Source organism: Gordonia sp. 34D, assembly GCF_056682775.1.
Genome location: NZ_CM155293.1, coordinates 3,800,486 through 3,814,257 on the forward strand (window position 1 = coordinate 3,800,486; position 13,772 = coordinate 3,814,257).

General features: G+C 63.3%; 17 protein-coding genes. 10 read left to right on the top strand and 7 right to left on the bottom strand.

The window, feature by feature from the left end; translation table 11 throughout:
- Positions 1-191 precede the first annotated feature (191 nt).
- From AC1L34_RS17765 to AC1L34_RS17775, 3 genes are all read right to left on the bottom strand, one after another.
- Positions 192-1,010 (bottom strand): hypothetical protein, encoded by an 819-nt coding sequence (locus tag AC1L34_RS17765; protein ID WP_424294470.1) that lies wholly within the window; start codon positions 1,008-1,010, stop codon positions 192-194.
- Between the two features lie 228 nt (positions 1,011-1,238).
- The gene (locus AC1L34_RS17770; RefSeq protein WP_424293082.1) at positions 1,239-2,039 is read right to left on the bottom strand and encodes a mycofactocin-coupled SDR family oxidoreductase; all 801 of its coding nucleotides are present in this window, start codon (positions 2,037-2,039) and stop codon (positions 1,239-1,241) included.
- A gap of 163 nt (positions 2,040-2,202) precedes the next feature.
- Positions 2,203-3,315 carry a CaiB/BaiF CoA transferase family protein gene (locus tag AC1L34_RS17775; RefSeq protein WP_424323971.1) on the bottom strand — a complete coding sequence of 371 codons (1,113 nt, stop codon included), beginning with the start codon at positions 3,313-3,315 and terminating at the stop codon, positions 2,203-2,205.
- A gap of 230 nt (positions 3,316-3,545) precedes the next feature.
- Here AC1L34_RS17775 and mftE point away from each other — a divergent pair, with 230 nt between their 5' ends.
- The 3 genes from mftE to mftG are packed head-to-tail and all read left to right on the top strand — an operon-like array spanning position 3,546 to position 6,924.
- A complete protein-coding gene (mftE, locus tag AC1L34_RS17780; RefSeq protein WP_424293941.1) occupies positions 3,546-4,259 on the top strand; it encodes a mycofactocin biosynthesis peptidyl-dipeptidase MftE in 714 nt (237 codons plus the stop codon).
- On the top strand, positions 4,256-5,659 hold the full coding sequence (gene mftF / locus AC1L34_RS17785; protein WP_480034973.1) for a mycofactocin biosynthesis glycosyltransferase MftF: 1,404 nt from the start codon (positions 4,256-4,258) through the stop codon (positions 5,657-5,659). Before mftE ends, mftF begins: the two co-directional genes overlap by 4 nt.
- Before the next feature lie 5 nt (positions 5,660-5,664).
- Positions 5,665-6,924: a mycofactocin system GMC family oxidoreductase MftG gene (gene mftG / locus AC1L34_RS17790; protein ID WP_480034974.1), complete on the top strand. Its 1,260-nt coding sequence runs from the start codon at positions 5,665-5,667 to the stop codon at positions 6,922-6,924.
- Positions 6,925-6,989: 65 nt separating this feature from the next.
- Here mftG and AC1L34_RS17795 read toward each other — a convergent pair whose 3' ends face one another.
- The 4 genes from AC1L34_RS17795 to AC1L34_RS17810 all read right to left on the bottom strand — a co-directional run bounded on the left by AC1L34_RS17795 (position 6,990) and on the right by AC1L34_RS17810 (position 9,767).
- Positions 6,990-7,655 (bottom strand): vitamin K epoxide reductase family protein, encoded by a 666-nt coding sequence (locus tag AC1L34_RS17795; protein WP_424294956.1) that lies wholly within the window; start codon positions 7,653-7,655, stop codon positions 6,990-6,992.
- Between the two features lie 4 nt (positions 7,656-7,659).
- Positions 7,660-8,403 carry a DsbA family protein gene (locus tag AC1L34_RS17800; RefSeq protein WP_424294958.1) on the bottom strand — a complete coding sequence of 248 codons (744 nt, stop codon included), beginning with the start codon at positions 8,401-8,403 and terminating at the stop codon, positions 7,660-7,662.
- A gap of 123 nt (positions 8,404-8,526) precedes the next feature.
- The gene (locus AC1L34_RS17805) at positions 8,527-9,258 is read right to left on the bottom strand and encodes a DsbA family protein (protein WP_424324938.1); all 732 of its coding nucleotides are present in this window, start codon (positions 9,256-9,258) and stop codon (positions 8,527-8,529) included.
- On the bottom strand, positions 9,255-9,767 hold the full coding sequence (locus AC1L34_RS17810; RefSeq protein WP_424294962.1) for a hotdog fold domain-containing protein: 513 nt from the start codon (positions 9,765-9,767) through the stop codon (positions 9,255-9,257). The genes AC1L34_RS17805 and AC1L34_RS17810 overlap by 4 nt, the downstream gene beginning before the upstream one ends.
- 482 nt (positions 9,768-10,249) lie before the next feature.
- On the opposite strand from AC1L34_RS17810, the gene rpsJ reads away from it, so the two are divergent.
- The 7 genes from rpsJ to rplV are packed head-to-tail and all read left to right on the top strand — an operon-like array spanning position 10,250 to position 13,772.
- Positions 10,250-10,555, top strand: a complete 306-nt coding sequence (rpsJ, locus tag AC1L34_RS17815) for a 30S ribosomal protein S10 (protein WP_003938093.1) — start codon at positions 10,250-10,252, stop codon at positions 10,553-10,555.
- A 16-nt stretch (positions 10,556-10,571) separates the two neighbouring features.
- Complete coding sequence (rplC, locus tag AC1L34_RS17820; RefSeq protein WP_424294977.1) at positions 10,572-11,228, top strand: 50S ribosomal protein L3; 657 nt, start codon at positions 10,572-10,574, stop codon at positions 11,226-11,228.
- Positions 11,225-11,884: a 50S ribosomal protein L4 gene (gene rplD / locus AC1L34_RS17825; protein WP_424294978.1), complete on the top strand. Its 660-nt coding sequence runs from the start codon at positions 11,225-11,227 to the stop codon at positions 11,882-11,884. Before rplC ends, rplD begins: the two co-directional genes overlap by 4 nt.
- A gap of 2 nt (positions 11,885-11,886) precedes the next feature.
- Positions 11,887-12,192, top strand: a complete 306-nt coding sequence (gene rplW, locus AC1L34_RS17830) for a 50S ribosomal protein L23 (RefSeq protein WP_424294980.1) — start codon at positions 11,887-11,889, stop codon at positions 12,190-12,192.
- Between the two features lie 32 nt (positions 12,193-12,224).
- On the top strand, positions 12,225-13,061 hold the full coding sequence (gene rplB, locus AC1L34_RS17835; RefSeq protein WP_424294982.1) for a 50S ribosomal protein L2: 837 nt from the start codon (positions 12,225-12,227) through the stop codon (positions 13,059-13,061).
- Between the two features lie 16 nt (positions 13,062-13,077).
- Positions 13,078-13,359, top strand: coding sequence for a 30S ribosomal protein S19 (rpsS, locus tag AC1L34_RS17840; RefSeq protein WP_045823701.1), 282 nt, complete (start codon positions 13,078-13,080; stop codon positions 13,357-13,359).
- Positions 13,360-13,361: 2 nt separating this feature from the next.
- Complete coding sequence (rplV, locus tag AC1L34_RS17845) at positions 13,362-13,772, top strand: 50S ribosomal protein L22 (protein WP_424323163.1); 411 nt, start codon at positions 13,362-13,364, stop codon at positions 13,770-13,772.

Here is a 13,772-nt window from a genome sequence, read left to right on the forward strand (position 1 = left end):
GGGGCCAATTTCCCTTTTCTGTCACGATTCGACCAGACCGTCACCGATCACTGCGATTGGTGACGGTCTGGTCGTCTCGCGGCCAGGTTTCGGGACAGAAAAGGGACAAGCGACACGGGGCGACGGGGCCCATGGTGCGGATGAGGCTCTAGTCGCCTAATGACACACGACGACGCCGCACCTTCGTCGGCTCAGTCACGCCTATTCAGGTGGAGGCCGGCCTGGAAAATCTTACGTAGCCGACGGTCGACGACGGGCCAGTGATCGAAAAGATGTTTCGACGTCAGTCGGACGGTGATGTAGTCGTCGCTGACGGAGACGAAGTCTCGATCGAGGTCGGTGTGGTACTGGTTGGGGTCTTCGCGATGCTGTCGGCCGTCGTACTCAATAATCAGGCGGTCGCCCACGAGGCCATCGACGTAACCCACGCCAGGCAGATATACCTGCGACCGGTACGGCACGCCCATCTTCGAAATACGCAGTCTGCCAATGGTTTCCAGTCCCGAGGCGGCGAGACGGTCGCACTTCTCGATGAGCCGGTGAATTCGCGGTGGCGCTTTGTCGAAGGCTGACGAGAGCGATTCTGGTGAGATCATGCCTTGGTTAAGCGCCGAGTCGCAGGCGGCCACAAAGGACTCATCATCCATGCACCGGGCCGCGTGGCGCAGGGCGACGTAGACGCTGTCGACGGCGGTGTCCTCGGGTTCCGGACGCCCAAATTGTGTGCAGAAGCCATTGTGCTTTCGATGCGCCTGCGAATTGCCTCGGATATGGAGCTTGTTAGTGAGATCGCGGACCCATACGCCGTGCCACTTTAGGGCCGAGATGCAACTGAGGACGCCGCCGCGTTGAACTGCTTCGACCACCGTCTCGTCGGCGTCGGTCATTGCGTACCAGCCCCAGCGAAGGCGTTTGACGAGGCCTTCTTGGACAGCCCTGTCGATCTGGTGTTTCGTCGCACCCTGAGCGAAGAGCGCGCGTCTTCTAAGAACTCCCCCGTGGTAATCCATGACGATAGGGTCGCTGCTGCGGGTCGTCGTCGAACTTGAAAAGGGCTGGTTGTGGACGGATTCGCGGGTCTTTCGAGGTTGTCCACAGGTTCGTTGTCCCTTTTCTGTCGCGAATCCGGAATCCGGAACGACCAGACCGTCACCGATCGTGGCGATCGGTGACGGTCTGGTCGAATCGTGACAGAAAAGGGAAATGCAGGGCCGGAGGCCGGAGGCCCGGGCTCCGAACTAGACCTTGGAGTGGCCCATGTCGATTTGGAATTCGGCGCCGGTGACGGACTTGGCGGTGGAGAGGTAGAGGACGGCGTCGGAGAGGTCGTCGACGGAGGCGACCGGGTAATGGTTCAGCATCGACGGGAAGTGCATGCCGTATTCCTCGAAGGCCTTCATGGCCGAGGTATCTTCCAGGCCCATCGGCGTGAAGACCGCGTACGGGTGCACCGTGTTGACGCGAATGTGCTTGGGGCCCAGTTCCTTAGCGGCGGTCTGGGCTAGGCCGCGCAGGCCGAACTTCGACGCCGAGTACGACGCCTGGACCGGCATCGCCTTGAGGCCAGCGACCGATGAAATGATGGTGATGCTGCCGCCGTTACCGGCCTCAAGCATCGCCGGGATGCCAGCCTTCAGCGTCTTCCAGGTGCCGACGAGGTTGGTATCGATGACGTCGGTGAACTGCTCCTCGGTGAGCTCCCACGTGAGGCCCCACGTCAAGATGCCCGCATTGGCGACGATGTGGTCGAGGCGACCGAACTCCTTAACGCCATCGGCGACTAACTGCTGCTGGAAAGCGAGGTCGCGGGTATCGCCCTGCCGAGCCAGGATCTTGCCGCCCTCCGCCTCGACCAGGCGCACGGTCTCGGCGAGATCGTCGGTTGTCGACGATGGGTAAGTCATGTGATCGGCGACCGGTCCCGCGATGTCCATGCCGATAATGGAAGCGCCCTCACGTGCAAAACGGATGGCGTGATTGCGTCCCTGTCCACGGGCGATGCCCGTGATGTAGACGACCTGACCGTCGAACTGACCCATGGTAGTACCTCTCGTAACCTGATTTTCCGTCACAGTAACACGTTCTAATTCGAGGTCAGCGCCTCGCGCGCGGGCCGACGCATAATTACGTCTCTAGACGAACGAAATTGGTGAGGTGTTGGCTCCGCACCCGAAGCCAACACCTCCCCAATTTGTGGTCGGGTTAGTCCTGCCAGACGGCAGCCGGGTCGGTGGCCGTGCGGGCCGGCCCGGTGGGGGTTTCGGTGGCAGACCGCGAGAATCGGGGAGCGACCTGCGCCTGCATCACGCCGTCAATCTCAACGAGGGTGCCGCGTGCTGCCAGGTGCGGGTCGGCCGGTGCTTCGGTGAAGTCGAGGATCGGCGAGGTGCACGCATCGGTGCCGTCGAAGATCGCCGCCCACTCGTCGCGCGTCTTGGTTTTGAAGGTGTCGATGAAGATCTGACGCAATTCGCCCCACTTCGAGACGTCCATCTGGCCGGGCAGGGACGCCGGATCCAGCTCCAGACCCTTAATCAGTTCGGCATAGAACTGCGGTTCGATGGCTCCGACCGCCATCCATTTGCCATCGGAGGTCTCGTACACCTCGTAGAACGGTGCTCCCGTGTCGAGGAGGTTGACGCCGCGACGGTCCTGCCACAGCCCGGTGCCGCGGAACGCCCACATCATCTGGCCCAACACCGAGGCACCGTCGCACATCGCAGCATCGATCACCTCGCCCTTGCCGGAGGAGGCACGCTCGACGAGGGCGGCGAGGATGCCGACGACGAGGAACATGGAACCGCCGCCGAAATCGCCAACCAGGTTGAGCGGCGGGGTCGGCTTCTCGTCGGGGCGACCGATGGCGTGCAACATGCCGGTCAGCGAGATGTAGTTCATGTCGTGGCCAGCGAGGTCGGCGCGCGGGCCGTCCTGGCCCCAACCGGTCATCCGGCCGTAGATCAGCGCCGGGTTGACGGCTTCTAGATCGCTGGGGCCAAAGCCGAGGCGTTCCATGACGCCGGGACGGAACCCTTCGACGATGACGTCGGCCTTGCGGACCAGGTTAAGGATGGTTTCCCGGTCTGCCGGATTCTTGAGATTGGCTTCGACCACGCGCCGACCGCGCAGTAGGGCGTCGGCGTGGCGGTTCGGGTCGGGCAGTGTTCCGGGGCGCTGGACGCGGAGCACGTCGGCGCCGAGGTCGGCAAGCAGCATCGCCGCGTGCGGGCCCGGGCCGATGCCCGCGAACTCGATGACGCGGACGCCCGCGAGCGGGCCGGAGCGGCCGGAGGGCTGGCGCGAGGGAGTAGTCATGAGGGTCGAAACTCCGATCTTCGGTCTCATTGGGGACCGGTGAGTGGCACGTATCACTGAACGTTCGTCACCTTACATAGGTGTCGAAATAGGACTCGTGGGGTCGGTGGTTCGGAAGGTGATGGCGGGTCCTGGAAATTGGTGCCCGGTTCAGTTCGTTGGTCCCCGGGTTCAATTCTTTGGGGGCTGTCTACTCCCGATTGCGTGTCCGGATCGGTATCGTGGTCGCAATGAGACCGGCGACCGAATTGGCGTCCCGGACGTGGCGCGAACTAGTTGAAGCGAAACCGTTGCTAGTGGTGCCCGTTGGGTCCCTTGAGCAGCACGGGCCGCATCTGCCGTTAAACACCGACGCGCAGATCGCGGTCGCCGTCGCGCGCAAAGCTGTTGGTGCGCTTACTGATTCGGGCGAAGTGCTGATGGCCCCCGAAATCACCTATGGTGCGTCGGGTGAACACGAAGGATTTCCCGGCACCATCTCGATTGGTCGCGAGGTACTCGAATTAATGCTGCTTGAGTTCGGTCGCAGCGCGATGCGGTGGGCACCCAAGGTGGTCTTCGTCAATGCCCACGGTGGCAATGCGCACGCCGTCGCCGCGGCCGTTACCCGACTCCGTTACGAGGGTCGCGACGCGGCCTGGTTCCCGTGCGGCTTCCCCGGGGCCGACCCTCATGCCGGGCATACCGAAACCAGCGTGATGTTGGCCCTGGCACCGTCGGGCGTGCACCTCGACCGCGCCGAGGTGGGCAATACCGCACCGGTCGGCGAACTTCTGGAATCGATGCGCGCGGGCGGGGTTGCGGCGGTGTCGTCGAACGGGGTGCTTGGCGATCCGACCACCGCGGTCGCAGACCGCGGCACCGACTTGCTTGACGGGCTCGCCGCGTCGCTGGCGCAGTCGTTGCAAAGCTGGACCGTCGACGAGGCGGGGAGACTTCGGTGACCCCTCCACCGATCAAGGACCTACCTGTCGGCTTTCAAGTGCAGATTGATCAGCGGTGTGTGCAGCGCGGCGACCTTCGCAACCTCATTGGCGGGTCGCCGCTGCGGGTCCTGAAACTGTCCGACGCCGCGCTCGGCATGACCTCCGACGACGGCCGGATCGAGGTGTGCGACGCCGGTACGCGCAGCCTGGCGCGGACGCTGCTGGAGGCCGGGATCGCGCAGCCGCGCCCCATGCGCGGCCCCTGCGAAGACGACGTGACGGTCGTTATTCCGGTGCGCGACAATCAATCTGGCGTCGACCGACTGATTGCCGCGTTGCCGGGACTGAAGGTGATTGTCGTCGACGACGGGTCGCCGGTTCCAGTGACTGTCCCCGGAAGCGATCTGGTTCAGCTCATCCGATTCGATGTCAACGCGGGGCCCGCCGCAGCCCGCAACGCTGGCTTTGATGCGGCCACCACCGGCTTTGTTGCGTTCCTCGACTCGGATACGGTGCCGCGGGGCGACTGGCTGATGATGCTCCTGAGTCACTTTTCGGATCCGGCGGTCGGGATTGTGGCGCCGCGCATTGTCGGCTTCGGCGACGACAGCAAAGACACCGTCGCCGCCTACGCGAATCGCTACTCGTCGCTCGATATGGGGCCGCGTGAAGGTTTGGTCCGCCCGGGTACGTCGCTCGCGTACGTGCCGAGTGCGGCGATGGTGGTTCGACGCGAAGCCTTTAGTCGGTTTGACGAGTCGCTCCGGGTGGCCGAAGACGTCGACCTGTGTTGGCGCACCAACGCCGACGGTTGGACCGTCCGCTACGACCCGATCGCGCACGTCGGGCACGACCATCGGGAGTCGTTGGGGGCGCTGCTCGACCGCCGCCGCTTCTATGGGACGGGTGCCGCCGAGCTCGCCAGCAGGCACGGTGCCCTTGCTGCCCCGGTGATGATGAGCGTGCCGATTGCGGCGGCCGTGCTCGCGCTGCTGTCGCGCACCAAGATTGGTTTGCTGATCACGACCCTCCTGTCCGGATGGATCTTCACTCGAATTCGTAAGCCGCTCAACGGAGTTCCGCAGCGGGATGTGATTGCCGCCCGCAACGTGGGTCGCGCCTTGGGCTTCGGTGTTTTGCAGATTTGGTCGGCAGCGCTGCGGCACTACTGGCCGGTCTCGCTAGTGTGCCTGCTGGTGTCGGGCCGCTTCCGGCGGTGGTTTATTCAGGCGGCGGTCGCCGAGGCCGCCGTGATGTGGCTGCGTTCGCGGATGGATGAGCCGGCGTCTCCGATGGTCGATCCGATCGGTTTCTCGGTGATTCACCGACTCGATGACTTCGCGTACGGACTCGGTCTGTGGCAGGGGGCAGTATCGCGTCGGGATTTCTCGGCCTTACGCCCGGTCATCAAGTCCTGACTCCCATGCACGGTTCAGCGTTCGCGACGGCCGATGTGGTGGTTGTGGGTGCGGGCAGCGCGGGTTGTCTTGCCGCGGAACGACTTTCGCGGGATTCCGACCGCCAGGTGCTGCTGCTCGACGCGGGCGCCGCAGTGCTCCCCGGATGGGAACAAACCCGACTTGATCGGCTGCCGATTTCTCCGGGTGCACCGAGGACGGTTCGGTTACCGGAATTGCGCGGCAGGGATGTGGTTCGCGGTCGGGGGCTCGGCGGATCGTCGACCATCAACGGCGGCTACTTTCTGCGTGGGCACCGGGACGATTACGACAGTTGGCCGTACCCGCAGGCGCGCATCGACGCCGTGCTCGACGAACTCGATGGCGGCGACGCCGGCGGGGGCGCGATGTCGGTCAGTGCCTTCGACGATGCCGAGTTGGGTTCGGTCGCATCGGCTTTCGACGCCTACTGGCGACGGCGCGGGCCCGCCAGTGATGGTGGGGCGTGGCCGATTGTCGGACTCAATCGGGTGCGGAGCAATCGGGCCGACGGCGGTCGCTTCACTGCCGCTAACGCGTTCCTTGCCGAGCCGCGGCCCAACCTGAGGGTGGTCGGTGGCGCGGCGGTGACGGAGATCGTCGTACGTGGTGGTCGTGCCAGCGGGGTGCAGACCGCTCGCGGTCGGGTCGACGCTGGGACTGTCGTACTGGCGGCAGGCACGCTGGGTTCAGCTGCGCTGGTGCTGCCCCTCATCGGGGGCGAACTCACGGTGTTTGAACACGCGGAACGGCTGGTCCGCTTTCGCCCGCGCCGCGAGATCACCGCACCGGCCCTGCTGCAAACCGTTCTTCACACCGAGAATCGACTCGAGATCCGCTGCTATGGCAACGATTTCGCCGCGTTCATCGACGGCGTCCCCGCTGCCGGCATTCCTATCGGCGTCGCCGATATGGGGACGGGGGTTGTCGGGACCCTGCGGTGGGACGGCACGCTGCGGGTCGACCTCGGTGAACCCGATGCGGCGTCGTACGCCCGAATCGACGCCGGTGTCGAGATCGTTGAGGCGATGCTCGCGGCCCCCGACTTTGCCGACCTGGTGGCACCGGGATCGGTGACCGTCGACCCCACGTTTGGCTTGTCCTCGCACGCGTGGGGTGCCCTCGCGACCGCCCCGCGTATCGACGGACTGACCGTTGTTGACGGGTCCGTTCTGGCCTCGCCCTTGCGGTCGGGACCGCACCTGAGCGTGATGGCCGGAGCGGCGCTCATCGTCGAGCAACTGTGAAACCAAATAGACGCGGCACCCGACGGAAATGTCGGGTGCCGCGCTAGTTGGTTTCGGTGGAATGATCAGAAGAGCGTGCGCCAGTAGTCCCAGAACTTGACGGTCGCCATCGCAATCACGACCACGTAGAACAACGGCAAGGTCAGCCACATCGTCTCGCGGACCGACCGTCCGCGTTCGGTATCGGGCAGTACCCGCGACAGACTCAAGATCAGCACGATCGGCGTGATCGTCCAGACCACCATGCAGTACGGGCACAAGGCGTGGATGCGGTAGATGCTCTGGAAAATCAGGTATCCGACGAAGACAACGCCAAAAGCGCTGCCGACGGCCTGACCTGCCCACCACCAGCGTGGCAGTTTGATGCGGCCAATCGACAGCACGGCAGTCACAATGATGACGGTGAATGCTGGCAGGCCCAGGAGCGGATTCGGAAATCCGAAGAACTTGCCCTGTTCAGTGACCATTACTGATCCACACGAGATGACCGGATTAATGCTGCACGCCGGGACAAACGTCGGGTCAATCAGGATCTGGATGCGGTCCAAGGTGAGCGCAATCCCGGCGGCGAGGCCGAGGATGCCGCACACCAGGAGGACCCACGCCGCGACGGTGGAGACGGGGCGCAGTTGTGTCCAGAAGTTTCCGGCTGCGACCGCGTCGTCGGGCGCTGTCTCGGTGACGACCACGGGCCCCGGGTCGGTGGCCAGATCTTTGGCGTCGTCGCTCATGGCGTTACTTCGCGGCCACAGCGGCATCAACCGCCGCAGTCAGCGATGCCGGATCCTTGGCTTCGAGGGGTTTGCCATTAAGAGTGACGAACGGCGTGCCGGTGAAGCCGGGGGTCTCCATAACGGTTTGCGTCTGGGTGGCGACCCACTTGCCGAACTGCTTGTCGGAGATGCACGTCTTTACGCCTTCGACGCCAGCGTCGTTGGCCATTTTGTTGAGTTCGCCGTCGTCGAAGCCCGCGCTGCCCTCGGGGCGCTGGTTCACGAAGAGGCTGTTGTGGAAGGCGAGCCACTTGCTCTTGTCGCCGTCCTTACCAATGGATTCGGCAACGCAGAGGGAGGCGTTCATCGCGTTTGTCGAGTACGAGGTCTGACCGCGGTCAAGGAAGGCGATGGGCCGGTAGTCGACGGCGACGTCCGCACGCTTGCCGAGTTCGGTCAGGGTCTGGCCCGACGACTGCTCGAAGGCTCCGCAGGCCGGGCACTGGAAGTCTTCGACGACCGTGACGACGGCCTTGGGTTCGGTATTTGCGGGTGCGCCGGTGATCCGGATGGAACCGTTGTCGGTCAAGACGGTTGGCACGTCGGTGCCGCCGGTCGCAGAGTCCTCCGAGTTGGAGCTGATCGCCCAGAACGCGACGATGGCCGCGAGGATAATCAGCACGACGACCGACAGGATCTTCCACATCAGGGAACGGCGGCGATCGGCCTGCCTGGGGTCGATGACGGTCCGCTTGTTCTGCGCCACGATTGACTTCCTCCGGTAGGTCTCAAGGAGTTCCGGGCATGGAGGTGCCCAGACATTTCTGGTGCAACCCTACTTGCCGTCTCCTAAGAAACGCATTACAGAGGTGATGATTAGGGTCCAAAGCTACCGGGGTAGGAGCTTTTCGACCTGTTCGAGAAGGGTGCTCACGGACCGTATGTCCACGTCTTGACCATTCAGCATCACGGTCGGGGTGCCGCTAAATCCGGGCTGATCCATGGTGTTCGAGGTGGTCTTGGCGACATCTGCGGCGTACTTCTTCGACGTAATACAGTTGGCGACGTCGTTGGCACCTGCGGCTTTTGCTAAAGCGATCAGCTCGGAGTCGGGAAGGCCGCGGCCGCCTTCGCTGGGCTGCTTCGTGAACAGCGACTCGTGGAACTTCAGCCACGTATCTTGGCGCGCGGTGTTGTCACCGGGACGATTCCACACGCAATGCGAAGCATTCGCCGCCCGAGATGAGTAGTCGTCGGAACTCATGCGGTCGAGGAACGAAATGATCCGGTAGTCGACGGCGGCACCGGGCAAGTTGGCGATGGTACCGAGCGTTTCGCGGTAGGCGCCCTCGAAGGCTTTGCATGCCGGGCAGGCGAGGTCTTCGATGATGGTGACGACGACGCGGGCGTTGTCGGACTCGCTGATACGGAATGCGCCGTCTGCCGTGATGGGCGCACCCGACGGTGACGACGTTGGTGTCGGTTGCGATGGGAAGAGGTCGGTGGAGGTCTCGGTCGATTCGCTGCCTGCGGCCTTGATGGCCGAGCCGTCCACGCTGCAGCCGGAAAGCAGTGCGACGGTGGCTGCAGCCCCTACCAGGGCAGTGCGGAAGCGCTTCATGCCGGAGTTACCCAGGTGGTGATGTCGCAGTGGACGACCTCGGTGCCCGCGGTGTCGAGAATGCGGATTGCGATCACGACATCGGTGCCTTCGGTGATCTCGTCGAAGAGCACTGGTTCGGCGAGTTCAGCATGAGCAGTCAGACGCGTGCCTGCTTTTGCCAGGTACTGGGTGTTCATTGCCTTGGGGATCCAGCGATGGGTGGTCGGGACGGTCGACTCCATCAGCATCCCCATGGCGGTCTCGGCCAGATTGCATGCCGCGATCGCGTGGAAGGTGCCGATGTGGTTGTGGACGCCGAACCAGTTGGGTGCGGACACCCGGCAGTATCCGGGCGTCATCTCTTCCACGAGCGGAAAGATGGTCCCGAAGTAGGGAACGCGGGCCACCATGCCGAGGCTAAACAAGGCATTACCAATGCGTCCCGCGGGGAGTTTCTTGCGCAGCGCGTACGTCGGACTCAACTTGGTCTGCGAGTCGTTGGTGTGGCCGTTGGTGTGGTCAGTCATGCCCGCAAGGCTAATAGGTATCTGTTACTCGCGGTAGCCGTCACTGGCGGGGCTTGAAGATGGGCGAGGCGACGGACTTCCTGTGACGAACGCCTCGCTTCGGCGAGGAAAGGGGATTTGATGTCGCCGGGACGCTGGTGCATACTATTCAGGTTGCCTCGCGTAGAGGCGTACAAACTTCCAGGACCGCTAAACGCGGCGCTGGGCGTGTAACGCGGAACCACCTCGGTGGAGAATTCGGATCATTTGGTCCGAAGGACCGGTCCGACACGCCCGACCGCGGGTGCCGGAGGCTCAGTCGGCAATTGCCGACAGCCGGACGAAAGACCGGCACGTACAACGACAGTAGAACAGCGTCGATCCGCCAAATGTCATATGGCGTGGTCATGTGGCATCAGTTGCCGCTCGTGCATTTTGTGTACGGGTGTGAAGTCACGCGGTGTTCTGCTCTCGAGAGATGATCAGACGGAAGAGGACACAGCGTGGCGGGACAGAAGATCCGCATCAGGCTCAAGGCCTACGACCACGAGGCGATCGACGCTTCTGCGCGCAAGATCGTGGAGACCGTGACCCGCACGGGTGCACGTGTGGTCGGGCCGGTGCCATTGCCGACCGAAAAGAATGTGTACTGCGTTATCCGTTCGCCGCATAAGTACAAGGACAGCCGCGAACACTTCGAGATGCGCACTCACAAGCGACTCATCGACATCCTCGACCCGACGCCGAAGACGGTTGACGCGCTCATGCGTATCGACCTCCCGGCCAGTGTCGACGTCAATATTCAGTGACGGGGGATTGGACTAAATGAGCAATCAGAAAGCAACCAAGGGCATCCTGGGCACCAAGCTCGGTATGACTCAGGTTTTCGACGAAAACAACCGGGTCGTCCCGGTCACCGTTATCGCGACCGGCTCCAATGTCGTCACTCAGCTGCGTACTGCAGACCGTGACGGCTACACGGCAGTTCAGCTCGCCTACGGTGCCATCGACCCCCGCAAGGTAAACAAGCCGGTTTCCGGTCAGTTCGCCAAGGCCGGAGTTACCCCGCGCCGCCACCTCACCGAGATTCGTGTCAATGACACCTCGGCCTTCGAGGTTGGTCAGGAGCTGGGCGCTGACATCTTCACCGACGGTGTGAAGGTCGACGTCACCGGCATTTCCAAGGGCAAGGGCTTCGCCGGCGTCATGAAGCGTCACGGCTTCGCCGGTCTGGGTGCCAGCCACGGTACGCACCGCGTTCACCGTTCGCCGGGTTCCATCGGCGGCTGTGCAACTCCCGGTCGTGTCTTCAAGGGCACCCGCATGGCAGGTCGCATGGGCTCCGACAAGGTGACCACGCAGAACCTCACCATCCACAAGGTGGATGCTGAAGCCGGCCTGCTGTTGATCAAGGGCGCGATCCCCGGCCGCAAGGGCGGCATCGTGGTGGTCCGCGACGCAGTGAAGGGTGGCGCCAAGTGAGCACCGAAACCGCAACCAAGCTGACGCTCGACGTCCGCAATGCCGATGGCAGCGTCAACGGAACCGTTGATCTGCCCGCCGAGATCTTCGATGCGACCGCAAGCATTGCGCTCATGCATCAGGTTGTCGTCGCCCAGCAGGCCGCAGGCCGTCAGGGCACGCACTCCACGAAGACTCGTGGCGAGGTCGCTGGCGGTGGCGCAAAGCCTTACCGCCAGAAGGGCACCGGTCGCGCCCGTCAGGGTTCGATCCGCGCTCCGCAGTTCGCTGGCGGTGGCACTGTCCACGGTCCGCAGCCGCGTGACTACACACAGAAGGTGAACAAGAAGGTCAAGGCTGCTGCACTGCGCGGCGCCGTGTCCGACCGTGCTCGTAACGAGCGCATCCACGTGGTCACCGAACTCGTTGCCGGCCAGGTGCCGTCGACCAAGGCTGCCCGCAAGTTCTTGGAGCTGCTGAGCACGCGCCGTAAGTTCCTCGTCGTGCTGTCCCGTGAGGACATCACCGGCTGGAAGAGCGTCGCGAACTTGGACAACGTCCTGCCGATCGCGCCGGATCAGCTCAACACCTACGACGTCCTCGACTCGGATGAGGTCGTGTTCAGCGTTGAGACTCTGAACGCCTTCATCGAGCAGAACCAGAAGAAGGAGGCCTAGGAATGGCTACGCAGGCAGACCCGCGTGACATCATCCTGGCGCCGGTGATCTCGGAGAAGGCTTACGGGCTGATCGAAGACAACGTGTACACCTTCTTGGTGCACCCGGAGTCGAACAAGACTCAGATCAAGATTGCCATTGAGGCGATCTTCGATGTGACGGTCACCAGCGTCAACACCGCCAATCGTCAGGGCAAGCGCAAGCGCACCCGCTCGGGCTTCGGCAAGCGCAAGAACACCAAGCGCGCCATCGTGACGCTGTCCGCTGACAGCAAGCCCATCGAGATCTTCGGGGGCGCGGTCTCCTGACCGCCCGCGAAGAAGAGTAGGTACTAATTCTCATGGCAATTCGTAAATACAAGCCGACGACCCCCGGTCGCCGCGGTTCGAGTGGTGCCGACTTCTCTGAGGTCACCCGCTCGCACCCGGAAAAGTCGCTGGTGCGCCCGCTGCACAGCACTGGTGGTCGCAACGCACACGGTCGTATCACCACCCGTCACCGCGGTGGCGGTCACAAGCGCGCCTACCGTCTGATCGACTTCCGTCGTAACGACAAGGACGGCATCAACGCCAAGGTCGCGCACATCGAATACGACCCCAACCGCACGGCGCGCATCGCGCTGCTGCACTACGTGGATGGGGAAAAGCGCTACATCCTGGCGCCGAAGAACCTGAAGCAGGGCGACGTCGTCGAGTCGGGCGCGAACGCCGACATCAAGCCGGGTAACAACCTGCCGTTGCGCAACATCCCGACCGGTACCCAGATCCACTGCGTGGAGCTGCGTCCGGGCGGCGGTGCCAAGATGGCTCGCTCCGCCGGTGCTTCGATCCAGCTGTTGGGCAAGGAAGGTCCGTACGCGACCTTGCGTATGCCTTCCGGTGAAATCCGTCGCGTCGACGTGCGCTGCCGCGCATCGGTCGGCGAGGTCGGCAACGCCGAGCAGTCGAACATCAACTGGGGTAAGGCCGGCCGCATGCGCTGGAAGGGCAAGCGTCCTACCGTCCGCGGTGTTGTGATGAACCCGGTCGACCACCCGCACGGTGGTGGCGAGGGCAAGACTTCGGGTGGTCGCCACCCGGTCAGCCCGTGGGGTAAGCCTGAGGGCCGCACCCGCAAGACCAAGGCCAGCGACAAGATGATCGTCCGTCGCCGTCGTACCGGCAAGAACAAGCGATAATAGGAGGAGGTAAAAAATGCCACGCAGCCTGAAGAAAGGCCCGTTCGTCGACGACCACCTCCTGAAGAAGGTGGATGTTCAGAACGAGAAGGGCACCAAGCAGGTCATCAAGACCTGGTCGCGCCGCTCGACCATCATCCCCGACTTCATCGGTCACACCTTTGCAGTCCATGATGGCCGCAAGCACGTGCCCGTGTTCGTGTCGGACTCGATGGTGGGACACAAGCTGGGCGAATTTGCACCCACCCGCACCTTCAAGGGTCACATCAAGGATGACCGGAAAGCGAAGCGCCGGTAATCATGACTACTGAGACTGAGAACGTGCAGAGCGCACGGGCGACTGCGAAGTTTGTTCGCGTCACCCCGATGAAGGCACGCCGCGTGATCGACCTGGTCCGCGGTAAGAACGTGGACGAGGCACTCGATATCCTGCGGTTTGCTCCGCAGGCCGCGAGCGAGCCCGTTTACAAGGTGCTGGCTAGCGCGATTGCTAACGCCGAGAACAATGTCGGTCTGGATCGTCGGACCCTCGTGATCTCGGAAGCTTTCGCTGATGAAGGTCCGACCCTCAAGCGGTTCCAGCCGCGTGCACAGGGCCGTGCCTTCCGTATCCGCAAGCGCACCAGCCACATCACCGTGGTTGTGTCGGCTGTGGAAAAGAGCAGCGGAAACGGCCGTCGTAAGCAGCAGCCGAAGACGAAGGGAGCCTAA

Bases quoted from the DNA above. Each gene is read 5' to 3' on its own strand.
- mftG (WP_480034974.1), top strand. From the start codon at position 5,665: ATGCACGGTTCAGCGTTCGCGACGGCCGATGTGGTGGTTGTGGGTGCG.
- AC1L34_RS17770 (WP_424293082.1), bottom strand. From the start codon at position 2,039: ATGGGTCAGTTCGACGGTCAGGTCGTCTACATCACGGGCATCGCCCGT.
- mftE (WP_424293941.1), top strand. From the start codon at position 3,546: ATGAGACCGGCGACCGAATTGGCGTCCCGGACGTGGCGCGAACTAGTT.
- rplW (WP_424294980.1), top strand. From the start codon at position 11,887: ATGGCTACGCAGGCAGACCCGCGTGACATCATCCTGGCGCCGGTGATC.
- AC1L34_RS17765 (WP_424294470.1), bottom strand. From the start codon at position 1,010: ATGGATTACCACGGGGGAGTTCTTAGAAGACGCGCGCTCTTCGCTCAG.
- rplV (WP_424323163.1), top strand. From the start codon at position 13,362: ATGACTACTGAGACTGAGAACGTGCAGAGCGCACGGGCGACTGCGAAG.
- AC1L34_RS17805 (WP_424324938.1), bottom strand. From the start codon at position 9,258: ATGAAGCGCTTCCGCACTGCCCTGGTAGGGGCTGCAGCCACCGTCGCA.
- AC1L34_RS17795 (WP_424294956.1), bottom strand. From the start codon at position 7,655: ATGAGCGACGACGCCAAAGATCTGGCCACCGACCCGGGGCCCGTGGTC.
- AC1L34_RS17810 (WP_424294962.1), bottom strand. From the start codon at position 9,767: ATGACTGACCACACCAACGGCCACACCAACGACTCGCAGACCAAGTTG.
- rplB (WP_424294982.1), top strand. From the start codon at position 12,225: ATGGCAATTCGTAAATACAAGCCGACGACCCCCGGTCGCCGCGGTTCG.
- rplC (WP_424294977.1), top strand. From the start codon at position 10,572: ATGAGCAATCAGAAAGCAACCAAGGGCATCCTGGGCACCAAGCTCGGT.
- rpsS (WP_045823701.1), top strand. From the start codon at position 13,078: ATGCCACGCAGCCTGAAGAAAGGCCCGTTCGTCGACGACCACCTCCTG.
- AC1L34_RS17775 (WP_424323971.1), bottom strand. From the start codon at position 3,315: ATGACTACTCCCTCGCGCCAGCCCTCCGGCCGCTCCGGCCCGCTCGCG.